We start from the raw sequence: 15047 nt of genomic DNA on the forward strand, positions 1-15047 counted from the left end.
CCCAAGCGGCTCAAACCGCACTCATTTTTTGTTCGGACCGTTGCTGGCAACGGTTCGCTGCGACCACAGTTGGAATGCGAACGCATGAAAGACTCCATCCGCCACAAGCTGGCCGATTTAACCGAACGTTATCAGGAACTGGCCCGCTTAATGGCCGAACCCGATGTCATTGGCGATCAGAATCGCTTCCGCGCTTACTCTCAGGAATACGCTGAACTGGAGGAAGTCGTCAGCTGTTTTGAGGATTACCAGGGCAGCGAAAGCGACCTCGAAGACGCTCGTTTGATGCTCAACGACAGCGATCCGGACATGCGCGAACTGGGCAAAGACGAAGTCCGTTCTGCCGAAGCCCGGTTGGCCGAACTCAGCGATCAACTCGAAGTGTTGTTATTGCCCAAAGACCCCAACGACGGCAAGAACGTCTTCCTGGAAATTCGCGCCGGTACCGGTGGTGATGAAGCGGCTTTATTCGCGGGCGATCTGTATCGCATGTACGCCCGTTATGCCGAACAGCTGGGTTGGCGTCTGGAAATTTTGTCCGCCAGCGAAGGTGAGCACGGCGGCTACAAAGAAGTGATCACTCGCATCAGCGGTGAGCGCGTTTATTCGCGGCTGAAATTCGAATCCGGTGCGCACCGGGTGCAGCGCGTTCCGGCCACCGAAAGTCAGGGCCGTATTCATACCTCGGCCTGCACCGTGGCGGTGATGCCCGAAGCGGACGAGCTGGCTGAAATCGAAATCGATAAAAATCAATTGCGCGTCGATACCTTCCGCGCTTCCGGCGCCGGTGGTCAGCACGTCAACAAAACCGATTCGGCGATTCGTATTACTCACCTGCCGACCGGCATCGTCGTGGAGTGTCAGGACGAGCGTTCGCAACACAAAAACCGCGCCCGGGCGATGTCGTTGCTGGCGGCGCGTTTGCAGGATGCGCAGCAAAGTGCTGCGGCGCAGCAACAAGCCGATACCCGGCGCTCTTTGGTTGGCAGTGGTGACCGCTCCGAGCGCATTCGCACCTACAACTTTCCGCAGGGGCGGGTCACCGATCACCGCATCAACCTGACGCTGTACAAGCTTGATGAAGTGATGGCCGGCGATCTCGATCCGGTCATCGTGCCCTTGGTGCAGGAAGATCAGGCACGGCTGCTCGCGGAGATGGCATCGTGAGCAACAGCGTCAAAGCGGTACGGCAGTCGGCGCTTGGGCGTGGACTCGATGCACTCGATGCCGATCTGTTGTTGGCGCGCGCTCTGGGTCAGACCCGCACCTGGTTGTTCACCTGGCCGGATAAAACCGTCGAGCCGGGTCCCTTGGCCACCTTTGAAGCGCTGCTAGAGCGGCGTCTCGCCGGTGAGCCGGTGGCGCATATTCTGGGTGAGAAAGAATTTTGGTCGCTGCCGCTGGCGGTCGATAACTCGACGCTGGTGCCGCGTCCGGATACCGAAACGCTGGTCGCTGCCGTGCTCGACCGCTTTGCTACCGCGCCGTTGAATCTCGCCGATTTGGGCACTGGCACCGGCGCCATCGCTTTAGCGCTGGCCAGTGAACGGCCGGCCTGGAATATCGTGGCGATTGATCGCATTCCCGAAGCGGTGGCGTTGGCACAACTCAATGCCGAACGCTTAGGTTTGCCGGTTAAGGTATTGGAAGGGAACTGGTGTGCGCCGCTGGCCGATGCCAGCCTGGATGTGCTGGTCAGTAACCCGCCTTATATCGACGCCAAAGACCCGCATCTGGCGCAGGGCGATGTGCGCTTCGAGCCGCGTTCTGCGCTGGTGGCGGATGAGCAGGGCTTGGCCGATATTAGGCGCATCATCGGAGCGGGGCGTCGGGTGTTAAAACCCGGTGGCTGGTTGTTTCTGGAACATGGCTGGCAGCAGGGTGAGGCGGTGCGTCAGTTGCTTAAGCAGGCCGGTTATCACCAGATTAAAACTTTGCATGATCTGGCTGACCGCGAACGGGTCAGCCTGGGGCATTGGTAATAGGGGCGTTGTTCAGAGGCTCCCTAATAAACCAGTCGAATAACCGTCTGTGCAACACAAGCCGGGCGGCGCATGTTTTCGATTTCGACGGTAATTTCTTCGGTCACTTCCAGACCACGACGCACGATCTTCACGTCAATAATTTTCTTGCTGCCACGAACCCGGCTGCCGGCTTTTAACGGGTACGGAAAGCGCACCTGATTCAGCCCCATATTGACCACCATCTTGGCGCCTTTGTAGGGCGGGTTTTGCGGGTCAACGGCGTTGGTCAAACGCGGAATCAGCGACAACGTCAGAAAGCCATGAGCGATGGCAGCCTTGAACGGTGACTCTTCAGCGGCGCGTTCCGGGTCGGTATGAATCCATTGGCGATCTTCAGTCACTTCGGCGAACTGATTGATGCGATGCTGCTCCACAGCCATCCAGTCGCCGACATAGACCACGGTGTCCAGTTGAGCGAGCAACTGTTGACGCATCAGTTCCGCTTCCGGGCTATCGCAACTGGGTTGGGCTTCATCGTCACTCAGCGCACGATGGTCGCTGTCGAGAATCCAGTTAACCCACTGATAATTGCGCGCGCTTTGCCACAGTTCGCTCCAGTATTCGCGCCATTGTGGCGCAATTAAATCGCGAAATTCCGCCTGATTGCGCGTCAGGCGTTCGGTCTTCTCTTTCAACATATCGATGACGTTCATCCGGCATCCCTCTTTCCCGGGTGATGGCTGATAACAGGCCTTACAGGGTGATGGCCAATTGGAACGGTACCGGCGACGTCCACCGTTCTGAGTCTATTAACTGCTTTTGATTCTATTAACTGACAAAGCACGAATAATGCCATATTTTTTGCGGCCATTCTTGGCCACAAGTCACAACTCCATTTAACCGCGACTGTTAATCCAGCTTGCCAGCTTGGCTTCGATCTGGCGCAGCAGAATCGCCATGGCTTCGTTGGACGCCCAGCCAACATGCGGCGTCACAATAACGCGCGGATGTTCCGCCAGACGCCAGATGGTGTCCGACGGCAGCGGTGGCTCGTTGGTGGCCACATCCAGGCCGGCACCGCCCAGCTGGCCGGTGCGCAAGGCATCCAAAACAGCGCTTTCGTCAATCAAACCACCGCGACCGGTGTTGATCAGTACACAGCCAGGTTTGAGCAGGGCCAGCGTTTCGGTGTTGATCAGTTTCGCCGTCGCGGCAGTGAGCGGGCAATGCAGGCTCAGCACATCGGCCTGCCCCAGGGCGGTTGCAAAGTCGGTATAGCCATCACGGACTGAGTCGGCACCGGCGCGTTCGGCGTAGCACAGTTGCATGCCCAGGGCTTCCGCCCGGCTGGCCAGCGCATCGCCCAGAGCGCCGCGACCGACGATAGTCAGCGTGCGACCGGCGAGGTTCTGAATCGGCGCAACACGGTTGCAGAAAAACGGGCTGTCCGACCAACCGCGCTGGTCGGCATCGGCCAGGTATTCCTTGAGGTTTCGAGCCAGCGCCAGCATCAGCATCAGGGCGTGTTCGCCGACGGCTTCACTGGCGTAACCGACGGCGTTGATCACGCTGATGCCGGCGTCGCTGCAATAGTCGAGGTCGACGTTATTAGTGCCGGTAGCAGTGACGGCAATGCATTCGAGCTTGGGCAATTGCGCCAGCAGTGGCGCGTCGAGCACGACCTTATTGACCACCGCCAGTTGGCAGTCGGCCAGGCGTTCGAGTCGTTGGTCGGGGTGGGTCAGCGGGTATTCGGTCCAATCGGTGATGGCGGCTGGCGGTTGCAATGCCAGCTCATCAGGGAAGGTACCGCGGTCGAGAAAGGCGCCTTTCATCTTGGCTTCCCGTGTCGCAGTCAAATATGAGCGTAAGAGTAACGGTTGATTGGATCGCAGGGAAGTTGGGGCGGGTAGTAAGCCCGCCCCTGATCCCTTATTCATTCCGCTGGATTTTGCGCCGCCTGCACCGCCGTCAGCGCGATGGTGTAAAGAATGTCTTCAACACCAGCACCACGCGATAAATCATTCACCGGTTTACGCAGACCCTGCAGCATCGGACCGATGCTGACCACGTTGGCGCTGCGCTGCACGGCTTTGTAGGTGGTGTTGCCGGTGTTCAGATCGGGGAACACAAAGACATTGGCACGGCCCGCGACCTTGCTGTTCGGTGCCTTGCCTTTGGCGACGCTCGGGGTGCTCGCAGCGTCGTATTGCAGCGGACCGTCGATCAACAAATCCGGACGTTTTTGCTGCGCGATTTTGGTCGCCTCACGCACCTTTTCGACATCGCTGCCGGCACCGGATTCACCGGTGGAATAACTGATCATGGCAATGCGCGGCTCGATGCCGAAAGCCAGCGCCGAGTCGCCCGACTGAATGGCGATGTCGGCCAACTCGCTGGCGTTCGGGTCGGGGTTGACCGCACAGTCGCCGTACACCACGGCCTGGTCGGGCAGCAGCATAAAGAATACCGACGACACCAAGGCCGCATCCGGTTTGGTTTTGATCAACTGCAAGGCCGGGCGAATGGTGTTGGCGGTGGTGTGTACCGCGCCGGAAACCAGACCATCCACTTCGTCCTGCGCCAGCATCATGGTGGCCAGTACCACGGTGTCTTCCAGTTGCGCTTCGGCCATGGGTTCGCTCAGACCTTTGTGTTTGCGCAACTCGACCATGGGCGCGATGTATCGTTCGCGCACCGCTTCGGGATCGATGATTTCCAGATCGTCCGGCAAGCTCAGGTTCTGGCTGGCGGCAACGCGCTCTATCTCATCCGGACGACCCAGTAACACACAACGCGCCATGCCTTTACGGTGACACAGCACCGCCGCCTGAATGGTGCGCGGTTCTTCGCCTTCGGGCAGTACGATGCGCTTATTGGCAGCACGCGCCTGCTGCACCAAACGATGTCGGAATGCCGGCGGCGACAGGCGTTTTTCTAAATCCAGACGTGCGCGCTCCAGCAGCCAATCGCTTTCCAGATCGCCGGCAACGGCGTTCATCACCGCCTCCATGCGTTCGATGTCATCGGTCGGCACTTCGGTGTTCAGCGCATTCAACTGCTGGGCGGTGGTAAAGGTATTGGTGGGCACCTGCATCACCGGTAAGCCGGTTTTGAAGGCGGCCTGACACAAATCCAATACCGCTGCATCCGGTTGAATGCCGCCGGTAAAGACCAGGCCCGCCAGCGGCACGCCATTGAGCGCCGCCATACAACTGGCCAGCAGAATGTCTTCGCGGTCGCCAGGCGTGACCACCAACGTGCCAGCGCGCAGGGTATGTAACATATTGCGCATGGTGCGCGCACAGACCGTAATGGTCTGGACGCGGCGCTCCGCCAACTGACCTTCATACAACAGCGTCGCCTGCAGATGACGTTGCACATCCAGCGCACGCGGCGCGACCAACAGCGGATCCCACGCGATGGTGCCCAGGCAACGGAATTGATCGTTGAACACATTCAGCGAACGGGCGGTCACCCGAACATCCGGGACGCTGGCCGGTTCAGGCGGGTCTTCGCCGGCCAACACCTGCTGGCTTTCCTCACTCGGCGCGCCAACCTTGTTAAGGATGCAGCCGAGCACGCGGTCGTTGCTGGTGCCGCCAAACAAACTGGCGGTCATGCGGATGCGTTCGGCCAGCGTGGACCAGTCGTCGTCGTTACGCGCGCCGACCAGAATGACATCGGCATCCAGCGCCCGCGCCAGATTGACATTGAGCTTGCCGATGTAACTTTCATCGGCGACCGGCACCAGACCTTCGACAATCACCACATCGGCATCGCCCGCCGATTGCTGATAAACATGGATGACTTCTTCCATCAGCGAGTCGGTGCGGTTTTCTGACAACTCTTGTTGCGCATAAGCCAGCGTCAGAGGCTGCGCCGGCTCCAGACCGAGCGTCGCCTTAACCAGATGCGTCGAGCGTTCCGGCCCGGCTTCGCGTCCCAGGGTCTGGGCGATGGGCTTACAAAAAGCGACCTTAACGCCGCGTTGTTCCAGCGCCCGAACCAGACCCAGACAAACCGAGGTCAAACCGGTGCCAGTACCGGTGGCGGTCACAAAAAAGCTGTGTTGCATAAGTCAGAGAACCTCAGTCAGGCGGCGGGTATCTTGGGCGATCATCCATTCTTCGCGCGTTGGGATCACCAAAGCGGTGGTGGAGTCGGGGCGGGTAATGCGGGCGTGCTCGCCCGGTTTCAGGTTGGCTGCTTCATCGCAGGCAAAACCGAGCAAGCTTAAATGCCCAAGCACCTGGCTGCGAATAACGGCGGCGTTTTCGCCGATGCCGCCGGTAAAGACCAGCGCATCCAGACGCGACAGACTCATCGCCAGGCCACCAATCTTGCGCGCCAGTCGGAAACAAAATACATCGATGGCCAGGCGCGCATCGCTGTTACCGGAATCGGCCGCTTCGATCAGGGTACGCATGTCGTTCGACAGACCCGACAGACCTAACAAACCGCTGTGCCGATTAAGCGCCTCGTTGATTTGCTCCAGCGACCAACCCAGTCGATCGGCCAGGTAGGCATGTAAACCCGGATCAACATCACCGGAACGCGTGCCCATTACCAGACCTTCCAATGGCGTCAGACCCATGGTGGTGTCGACCGCCCGACCATTGCGCACCGCCGTCGCGCTGCAACCGTTACCCAGGTGAGCGCTGATCACGCCATGATCGTTTGGGTCCAGCTGCAGTTGCTCGACCGCCTTGCCAGCCACATAACGATGGCTGGTGCCGTGAAAACCATAGCGACGCACACCCAGATCGGTGTACCAGTCTTTGGGTACCGCGTAGAGAAAAGCCGCCGGTGCCAGCGTCTGGTGAAAGGCGGTGTCGAACACCACCACCTGTGGCACCTCGGGGTAAAGCGATTGTAAAGCCTTGATGCCGAGCAGCGCCGGCGGGTTATGCAGCGGCGCCAGGCTGGCGCAGGCTTCAATTCCCTCGATAACGGCCGCATCGATCAGCACCGACTGGCTGAACGCCTCACCGCCATGAACCACGCGATGACCGATTGCTGCGGGCGCGCCGTAGTCGGCTTCAAGCCGTTTGCCGATGGCTGCAAGGGCCGCTTCATGACCTTCACCTTCGAGCGATTGGCGCTGCTTTCCAGATGCGTCCTGCCATGTTAAAACCGCCTCCGGTGTGCCCAATCGCTCGGCCAGACCGCTGAGTAATTCAGTGTCGTTTGCGGCATTCGAAGCGCCGCTGAATAACGAAAATTTCAACGAGGACGAACCGGAATTGATTACCAGGATGGGAGTCTTCAACGTCAAGCAGGTCACCACATAAAACAATAAGGGGAAGTTGTGCCCAAAGTGTATAAGAGCGCAGGTATGAAAGGTATGGCTCGGTTACTGAGCTGCGTCATGGTTTGGGGTTGTTCCCTGGCGGTGTCGGCCGCGCAACTGCCATCGGGTTATGGTTCCTGGGTCAGTGGTGGTTTCTTTATCGGTCACACCGAAGCTGGCAGTCGGGTGGTGTTTAATGGCGTGGACATCAGTGTTGATAGTGACGGTTATTATCTGCTGCCGTTCGAGCGCGACAGCGAAGGCGCGCAACAATTAAGCATTACCCTGGCCAGCGGTGACACTCAGCATTTCCAACCCGAAATCGCCGCACGCGATTTCAATATTCAGCGCGTTGATGGCCTCGATCCAAACCGGGTTGATCCGCCGCCTCAGGTGATCGATCGCATCATTGCCGAAGCCGAAAAAGCGGCCCTGGCCAGAGCGCAAATCGTTGAAGACGACGCCTGGCGCGAGCCCTTTATCTGGCCAGTCCGCGGTCGTATTTCCGGTGTCTATGGCAGCCAACGTATTTTAAACGGCGAACCGCGTCAGCCGCATTGGGGGATTGACCTGGCCCGGCCAACTGGCACGCCAGTGCGCGCACCGGCCGGTGGCGTTATTACCCTGGCCGAACCCGATCTGTATTTCAGTGGCGGCACGGTGATGTTGAATCATGGCGCCGGTTTATCGTCGACCTTCCTGCATCTGTCGCGGCTGGATGTCGAAGTCGGGCAGCGCTTGCAACAGGGCGATCAGATCGGCGCCATCGGTACCACCGGTCGCTCCACCGGGCCGCATCTGGATTGGCGCATCAATGCCGGCGAAGCACGCATCGACGCCGCCTATTGGGTGCCGCCACAGGATGAACTCTGTGAACCCGAAGGCGAGGGCGCAGAAGTCGTGTTGCTGTTGCACGGCCTCGGTCGTGGTGAAGGTTCGATGAATGCACTGGCCGGTGATCTGCGCGACGCCGGCTACGTAACTTGTAACCAGGCTTACCCCAGTCGTCAGCAGAGTTTGCCGCAACTGGCTGGCTATGCAGCCAATGCCTTGGACAGTCTGGAGCAGGGCGGTTATCAGCGCGTGCATCTGGTCACCCATTCGATGGGCGGCATTTTAGCGCGCTATGTTTTGCAGTTTCGTTCCTTGCCCGGTGACGGTCGTCTGGTGATGCTGAGCCCGCCCAATCATGGCAGCGAAATCGTCGATGCCTTTGGTGACCAGGGTTGGTTTCAGTGGTTGATGGGTCCGGCCGCCGGCGCGCTGGCAACCAATGATCAGTCGCTGGTGAATCGTCTGGCACCCATCGATGCGCGCACCGGCATCATTACCGGCACTCGTTCGAGCGATCCTTGGTTTAATTTTCTGTTCGAAGGCGAACACGATGGCAAAGTCTCGGTCGATAGCGCTCGGTTAAACGAAGCCGATGGTTTTCGTCTGGTTGATGCCGGCCATACCTTTATTATGCGTGACCGTGAAGTGCGCGCTCTGGTGATTGAATTTTTGCAGCAGGGCGTTTTTACCCACTAAGCCTGACCTTTACATTGGCCATCTTTAACGCAGAAATGCGACAGGCTTCATAGCGGTGTTCAAAACCCGGTAGGAAGCCCGCGCTAGAGCCGCCAGCCCCCTTGTTTTTCTTTACAAAACTCCGCAACATGGCGAGGTCCGTCCCTTAGGTAACCTCTAGGGAATGACCAACCTTTTGCGAGAGAGACTCATGAATAAAAAACTTACCATTGGCGCCATTGTGGTCGCCGTTGTGATTGTTCTGGCCGTTGTTTTCGTCCAGCAATCACGTCCGCAAGAAGTCAAAATTGGCTTTCTGGGCGGATTCACTGGTCCGATTGAAAGCCTGACACCGCCGATTTTTTCCGGCGCTGAACTGGCTGTGGCTCAAGTGAATGCCCAAGGCGGTATCCTCGATGGCGAAACACTGCTGATTCCGAGTGCCGACACTTCTTGTGCCGACTCTTCTGTTGCCACCAGCGGCGCTGACCGTCTGGTTAACACCGAAGGCGTTACTGCCATCGTTGGGGCTCTGTGCTCTGGCGCTACCATCGCTGCGGCCAACAACGTTGCTGTTCCGGCCAACGTGGTGATGATTTCTCCGGCTTCCACTTCGCCGGCGCTGACCGATCTGGACGACAACGATCTGGTTTTCCGTACGCCGCCGTCTGATGCCTATCAGGGTGAAGTACTGGCTCAGTTGCTGATCAGCAAAGGCATCGAAGACGCCGCTGTGACCTACGTTAACAACGATTACGGTAAAGGCCTGGCCGATGCCTTCGCAGCAGCCTTCGAAGCCAATGGCGGTGAAGTGACTGCCAACCTGGCGCACGAAGACGGCAAAGCGGACTACCGCGCTGAAATCGGTTCTCTGACCGGCAGCGGTTCTGAAAACCTGGTCGTACTGGCTTACGCCGACGGCTCTGGTCAGACCATTCTGCGTCAGGCATACGAAAGCGGTGCGTTCAGCACTTATATCGGTGCGGATGGCATGGTCGGTGACGCCCTGGTGTCTGCGGTCGGTGCTGACGTCCTGGCTGGCATGATCGCCACTCGTCCGGGTACTCCGGAACTGCCGGGTGCCGAACTGTTCGCTGCCCAGGCTGAAGAAGCTGGCTTCGATCCGAACTCTGTGTTCGCCGGTCAAGCTTACGACGCCGCCTTCATGCTGGCGCTGGCCATCGAGAAAAACGGCAACAGCCGTGACGGCCTGAGCGCTGCACTGCGCGACATCGCTTCCGCTCCGGGTGAAGTCATCCTGCCGGGCGAATGGGAAAAAGCCAAAGCCCTGCTGGCTGAAGGCGCCGACATCAACTACGAAGGTGCCACTGGCTCCCACGAGTTCGATGCCAACGGCGACGTTCCGGGTGTGATCGTAGAAATGACCGTCCGTGGTGGGCGTTTCGTCGAAGTAGGCCGCGCAGGTAACTGATCAGCGCGAACTGCTTAAAATAAGAAAGCCGGCCCAGTGCCGGCTTTTTTTATGATGTGTCTGCATGTCTTCAAACGCATTCCTCCCTTGGTAACGAGCGTCAGTCACTCATGCACGACTGAACACTCGGCCTTCATGCCCAATCTCAAAAAAACCTCGCGGATGCGCTATTACGATAGCGTCATGTCAAAAACATGACGTAATTCACAATATAAAACGCCAATAAAATGGCGTTATCTGAACGGTCATTCGACAATCCTCGCACACCAGAGCGGTTCGGCCGCTCCTTTAAAATCCATAAACCAGAGGATGGTCTTATGAACGTTTTGGCAGTCAGCCAGCTAGCCAGCCAGGTAAGCAGCGGCCGGTTTCGTCTTTTTTTACGTTGGTCGGCGTCTGTGGTGCTGGTGGCAGGCTTAGCCGCCTGTGATTCCGGTTCCAGCAGCGCGCCACCGAATCAAGGCCCAGGTCCTGTAGAGGAACCCGGCCCGGTCATCGACGACCTTCAGCTCAGCGTTTGGGTAGGCGAAGAAAAGCAGGCGGAGGACGGCACGCAACAAAGCAATAACCAACTCACGCTCACCGGCTCCATCGTCGGTGATAACACCAAACTCTATACCTACACCGATCCAGAATGCCTGAAGAGCCTGAATGCGCGTTGCTCTAAGTTGGAGCTCCCCAAAACCACGCCCTTCAGCGTCGGGAATGACGACAATATCAGCCTGACAGCGCCCAGCTACGCGCTGCTGCAAACCGATGGACGCGACTATGTGACCGAGCTGAATGCGCAGCGTTTTCCGGGCACCTCCAGGTACCAAGTGGTGTATTTCAGGGATCAGTTTTGGCTGGTGGGGGGTTATTTCTCTGACGGTGAGCACGACCTCTGGTCTTCCACCGATGGCCGGACTTGGGTGCCGCACCGTTCGGTCAATGCGGGTGATGATAAAGACACAGCGCTGTTTCTTGGGCGCGGAGGGCATCAAGTGGTGGTGTTCGATGCGCGGGATGGAGAGGGTGAGCAGTTGTGGTTGATCGGTGGTACTGACGATAGCGAGCGCAATGATGTCTGGTCTTCAACGGACGCTGTTCATTGGACCTTGCATCCGATCGAGAACAACCAGCGTTTTTCTGCCCGAGATAGTCACCAGATTGCGGTATTTGATTCTGACCGGGATGGTCAGCCCGAGTTGTGGTTGTTGGGTGGTTACCAGGGTGGGGATGAAGTCTGGACATCGACCAATGGCGTGGATTGGGGCCAGCAGAAAGAGTTATCAAACACTGTCGACCCAAACGATAAAACACTGTTTTCGAGGAGGGAGAGCCATCAGTTAGCGGTCTTCGATAGCGACGATAATGGCGAGCCGGAATTGTGGCTGATGGGTGGATCGGGCAAGAGTGACATCTGGTCGTCAGAAAACGGTGTCGCCTGGACTCACCACGAGGAGGATTTGCCCTCTGGTGTAAGCTACGGCCACCAAGTCGCCATTTTCGATGCTGGGGATGGTGAGGGCGTGCAACTCTGGCTGGTCGGGGGTGGTGATAATAGTAACACCACACTCAACGAAGTCTGGTCCTCGTCCGATGGCACTAACTGGACCCAACACAACAATCCCGCTGTTCCGTTTAACCCGGTCTTCTATCACCAACTGCTCGTCGCCGATACCAACCACGATGACCAAAACGAACTTTGGCTGGTAGGCGGTTCAGGCATCGGCAATCAAACCTGGTCCACCGAAAACGGCAACGACTGGGTTCGCCAACTTCCCTTCGCCGACTTTTCACCGCAGGCCGGGCATCAGGCGGTGGCATTTAATGGTGGCGAGGGTGAACGGTTGTGGATGGTGGGCCACTCGGCGGGTAAGAGCGAAGTCTGGTCGTCCATCGATGGCGTCGATTGGACGCTTCAAACCGCCGTTAACAGCATCCCCGGTGAAGCTTTGTTTGCACCCCGCGAAGGCCATCAGTTGGTGGTGTTTAGAGACCCGGATGATCAGCAGGAAAAACTCTGGTTGTTTGGTGGTATGGACGCGGATGAACACAAGCTCAATGACGTCTGGTCGTCACTCGATGGCATTCAATGGACCGAGCGAAACTGCACCGCTAACTGCTTCTCGGCGCGCTTTGGTCATCAGGTGGTCGTGTTTGACGAGCAGTTGTGGTTGGTGGGTGGCCAAGATGATGAAGGAAATTATCTGAATGATGTTTTGTCTTCGTCCAATGGCACAGATTGGACGCAGGCCGAAACTCCCGACCAGATGTTCAGCGGCCGTTTGTTTCATCAACTGGTGGTCTTTGACGGCGACGCTGACGTGGACGGCAAAGAGATGTGGTTGATTGGCGGGGATAGTGGCAGTGGCGGGCAAAAAGATGTCTGGTCTTCATCGGATGGCGAAGACTGGGAGTTGCGTCACTCACAGTGCCAGGATGCTGCTTGTTTTTCAGCGCGCTCAGGTCATCAGGTCGTGGCTTATGACGCGAAAGATGGTAACGGCGAACGGCTCTGGCTGATCGGTGGGAGTAGTCGGAAAAATGACGTCTGGTCGTCAACCGATGGCGTTAAATGGCAGGAGGAAACAAGTGCGGCAACTTTCTCCGGCCGTGCCGGACACCAAGTCGTGGTTTACCCCAGCGAGGACAGTGCCGACAGCCACTCGCAGTTATTGTTGATCGGCGGTGAAAGCAATGATGGAGAGGACAACCAAATCTGGCGATCCACCGACGGCAAAGATTGGCAATTGTCGCTGAAAAACGCGTTTCGGCCAAAGCCGTAACGACCGCTTTAAACTGAAACAAAAAGGATGCTTCGGCATCCTTTTTTATGGGTGTCGCTTTTGGTTGAACGTTGCTTTTGGTTGAACGTTACGGCGTCTTCAACAAAGCCGGACGCCAGGGCTTAATGGGTGTGGACGAACGCATAAAAAAGCCAGTTGCTGGGGCGCCACTGGCTTGATTAAAACCATCAACCTATTTTCGGACGGGTCACTGCGATTGAACCGCTGTTGGTTTAAACACCGTTGCTTTATCCGGCCAGTGCCACCGAGTCGGCACCGGCGGGCAGCCACAGCGGGCAGTCGTCTTGCGTCGCCGCACGCCAGATCGCCGCAGTCACATCCTCGATGCGGGTCACCTCGCCCGAAGCGGCGGCTGCATGCGCCGCAAACACGCCATCAGCAAAGGCCCGATAGGTTTCCGGAATGCTGCCGGCGGCTGCCATACGCGGCCGGGCATTGGCCGAGAACTGAGTCTCCGGTGCCTGGCCGGGCAACACCAGATGGGTGCGGATGCCGAAATCGGCGAGCTCCAGCGCCAGGCTTTCGGTAAAGGCATTAACGGCCGCTTTGCTGGCGGTATAGACCGACAGCAAGGGCAGGGCTTTCAGCGTGGTGCTGGACGACACATTGATGATGACGCCACTGCCACGGGTACGAAACTGCGGCAGCAAAGCGCGGATCATTTCCATCGTGCCAAAGGTGTTGGTGGCAAACAGCTCGCGCACCATCTCCGGCGAAGTGCCTTCCAGCGGGCCCATCCAGCCGATGCCGGCATTATTGACCAGCACATCCACCTCGCCAGCGGCCTTGGCGGCGCGGGCAATGGAATCGGCATCGGTAACGTCCAGCGGCAAAATGGTGAGCTGTTCGGACGTTGGCAGCGCGTCCTGACGGGGAACGCGCATGGTGGCGATCACCTTCCAGCCCTGTTGCAAAAAGAAGGTGGCGGTGTCGCGGCCAAAGCCGGAGGAGCAGCCGGTAATCATGACGGTTTTCATATGGTTGGTGTCCTGTGTGGTGAGTGACGCCCTTATTGTCGACCGACGCAACTAAACTATCTATAATCAAAAATACGGTTTGTGTTAGAGATAGTCTTTTTATGATCGACCCCTTTTTACAGGTGATCGAGCTGTTGCAACCCCGGGCGCCCTATTCCAAACAGGTCGATGCCGCCGGTGCCTGGCGGGTACGGCGCAGCGATGTTGGCCGGGCCTTTTATGGTTTGGTGTTGAGCGGTGGCAGTCGCCTGGAGCTGGACGGTCGCGCACCGCTCGACCTGCACGCCGGCGATTTTGTGCTGGTACCCGATGCGCTGTCTTTTGCCATGTCGAGCCAGAAACCCGCGGCACCGGCCGAGTTGGAAAGCCAGCCGGTATTGGTGGCAGGCGAGGCCGGCCACGTTCGTGTCGGGGAAGCCGACCAGCCCGTCGATACCCAGTTACTGATCGGTTACTGCCAGTTCGACGCCACTGACAGCGACATGCTGCTGCCGTTATTGCCAGACCGTGTGGTGGTGCGTGGCGACAGCCGGCTCGGCCATCTGGCACAACTGGTGCGCGATGAAGCACGCCATCAGCGCCCGGCGCGTGATCGGGTGCTGGAGCATCTGTTGCAGGTGTTGTTGATTGAAGCGCTGCGCGGCGCCCCGGAAACCGAAACCTCGTCCGGCCTGCTCAACGGCCTGGCGGATGAACGCCTGGCGCTGGCACTGCACAGCATGCACGACGCGCCCGAACGCAACTGGAGTGTCGCCGATCTCGCGGCCCAGGCAGCGCTGTCGCGTTCGGCGTTTTTTAATCGCTTTATCGAACGGGTCGGCATGCCACCGATGAGTTATTTAAAACGCTGGCGCATGTCGCTGGCCAAAGCTTATTTACGCGCCGGCCACGACAGCGTCGCCGATATCGCCGCCAAGGTCGGCTATGGATCGGGCAGTGCTTTCAGCGTGGCTTTCAGTCGCTATGTGGGGTGTTCGCCGGGGCATTATCAGGCGTCGTTGGCGAACCGCTTGAGCGCAATTTGAACTCGCAGCAGGCAATAAAAAAGCCACCCGAAGGTGGCTTTGTTAACGGCAATTT

11 protein-coding genes are annotated in these 15047 nt (G+C 58.2%); 6 read left to right on the forward strand and 5 right to left on the reverse strand.

All coding sequences use genetic code 11. The features are described from left to right. Window positions 1–84: 84 nt before the first annotated feature. Together prfA and prmC are read left to right on the forward strand one after the other, a co-directional pair. On the forward strand, window positions 85–1167 hold the full coding sequence (prfA, locus tag ACXAE6_RS12470; protein ID WP_475148450.1) for a peptide chain release factor 1: 1083 nt from the start codon (window positions 85–87) through the stop codon (window positions 1165–1167). Continuing rightward, window positions 1164–1982, forward strand: a complete 819-nt coding sequence (gene prmC, locus ACXAE6_RS12475) for a peptide chain release factor N(5)-glutamine methyltransferase (protein ID WP_475148453.1) — start codon at window positions 1164–1166, stop codon at window positions 1980–1982. The genes prfA and prmC overlap by 4 nt, the downstream gene beginning before the upstream one ends. A 23-nt stretch (window positions 1983–2005) precedes the next feature. Here prmC and ACXAE6_RS12480 read toward each other — a convergent pair whose 3' ends face one another. The 4 genes from ACXAE6_RS12480 to ACXAE6_RS12495 form a co-directional block, all read right to left on the reverse strand. Next, on the reverse strand, window positions 2006–2677 hold the full coding sequence (locus ACXAE6_RS12480) for a MaoC family dehydratase (protein ID WP_475148456.1): 672 nt from the start codon (window positions 2675–2677) through the stop codon (window positions 2006–2008). Between the two features lie 183 nt (window positions 2678–2860). Further along, on the reverse strand, window positions 2861–3799 hold the full coding sequence (locus tag ACXAE6_RS12485; RefSeq protein WP_475148459.1) for a D-2-hydroxyacid dehydrogenase: 939 nt from the start codon (window positions 3797–3799) through the stop codon (window positions 2861–2863). A 101-nt stretch (window positions 3800–3900) separates the two neighbouring features. Continuing rightward, window positions 3901–6042, reverse strand: a complete 2142-nt coding sequence (gene pta, locus ACXAE6_RS12490; protein ID WP_475148461.1) for a phosphate acetyltransferase — start codon at window positions 6040–6042, stop codon at window positions 3901–3903. A 3-nt stretch (window positions 6043–6045) separates the two neighbouring features. Beyond that, on the reverse strand, window positions 6046–7242 hold the full coding sequence (locus ACXAE6_RS12495; RefSeq protein ID WP_475148463.1) for an acetate/propionate family kinase: 1197 nt from the start codon (window positions 7240–7242) through the stop codon (window positions 6046–6048). A gap of 60 nt (window positions 7243–7302) precedes the next feature. Between ACXAE6_RS12495 and ACXAE6_RS12500 the strand changes: the two genes are divergently transcribed. The 3 genes from ACXAE6_RS12500 (at window position 7303) to ACXAE6_RS12510 (ending at window position 12969) form a co-directional block, all read left to right on the forward strand. Then, window positions 7303–8787, forward strand: a complete 1485-nt coding sequence (locus ACXAE6_RS12500) for an alpha/beta fold hydrolase (protein WP_475148467.1) — start codon at window positions 7303–7305, stop codon at window positions 8785–8787. 190 nt (window positions 8788–8977) lie between these two features. Next, complete coding sequence (locus ACXAE6_RS12505; RefSeq protein ID WP_475148471.1) at window positions 8978–10198, forward strand: ABC transporter substrate-binding protein; 1221 nt, start codon at window positions 8978–8980, stop codon at window positions 10196–10198. A gap of 317 nt (window positions 10199–10515) precedes the next feature. Beyond that, entirely contained in the window at window positions 10516–12969 is a 2454-nt protein-coding gene (locus ACXAE6_RS12510; RefSeq protein ID WP_475148473.1) for a DUF6242 domain-containing protein, read from the forward strand. Between the two features lie 248 nt (window positions 12970–13217). On the opposite strand, the gene ACXAE6_RS12515 is transcribed toward ACXAE6_RS12510, so the two are convergent. Beyond that, entirely contained in the window at window positions 13218–13967 is a 750-nt protein-coding gene (locus tag ACXAE6_RS12515) for an SDR family oxidoreductase (protein ID WP_475148476.1), read from the reverse strand. A 101-nt stretch (window positions 13968–14068) separates the two neighbouring features. Between ACXAE6_RS12515 and ACXAE6_RS12520 the strand changes: the two genes are divergently transcribed. After that, window positions 14069–14992: an AraC family transcriptional regulator gene (locus tag ACXAE6_RS12520; protein ID WP_475148483.1), complete on the forward strand. Its 924-nt coding sequence runs from the start codon at window positions 14069–14071 to the stop codon at window positions 14990–14992. Window positions 14993–15047: the final 55 nt, after the last annotated feature.

It is taken from the genome of Saccharospirillum sp. ABV4_185, from assembly GCF_056159245.1.

Excerpts from the sequence above, each read along its gene's own strand:
- prfA (WP_475148450.1), top strand. The coding sequence starts at position 85 with ATGAAAGACTCCATCCGCCACAAGCTGGCCGATTTAACCGAACGTTAT.
- ACXAE6_RS12480 (WP_475148456.1), bottom strand. The coding sequence starts at position 2,677 with ATGAACGTCATCGATATGTTGAAAGAGAAGACCGAACGCCTGACGCGC.
- ACXAE6_RS12485 (WP_475148459.1), bottom strand. The coding sequence starts at position 3,799 with ATGAAAGGCGCCTTTCTCGACCGCGGTACCTTCCCTGATGAGCTGGCA.
- pta (WP_475148461.1), bottom strand. The coding sequence starts at position 6,042 with ATGCAACACAGCTTTTTTGTGACCGCCACCGGTACTGGCACCGGTTTG.
- ACXAE6_RS12500 (WP_475148467.1), top strand. The coding sequence starts at position 7,303 with ATGAAAGGTATGGCTCGGTTACTGAGCTGCGTCATGGTTTGGGGTTGT.
- ACXAE6_RS12505 (WP_475148471.1), top strand. The coding sequence starts at position 8,978 with ATGAATAAAAAACTTACCATTGGCGCCATTGTGGTCGCCGTTGTGATT.
- ACXAE6_RS12510 (WP_475148473.1), top strand. The coding sequence starts at position 10,516 with ATGAACGTTTTGGCAGTCAGCCAGCTAGCCAGCCAGGTAAGCAGCGGC.
- ACXAE6_RS12515 (WP_475148476.1), bottom strand. The coding sequence starts at position 13,967 with ATGAAAACCGTCATGATTACCGGCTGCTCCTCCGGCTTTGGCCGCGAC.
- ACXAE6_RS12520 (WP_475148483.1), top strand. The coding sequence starts at position 14,069 with ATGATCGACCCCTTTTTACAGGTGATCGAGCTGTTGCAACCCCGGGCG.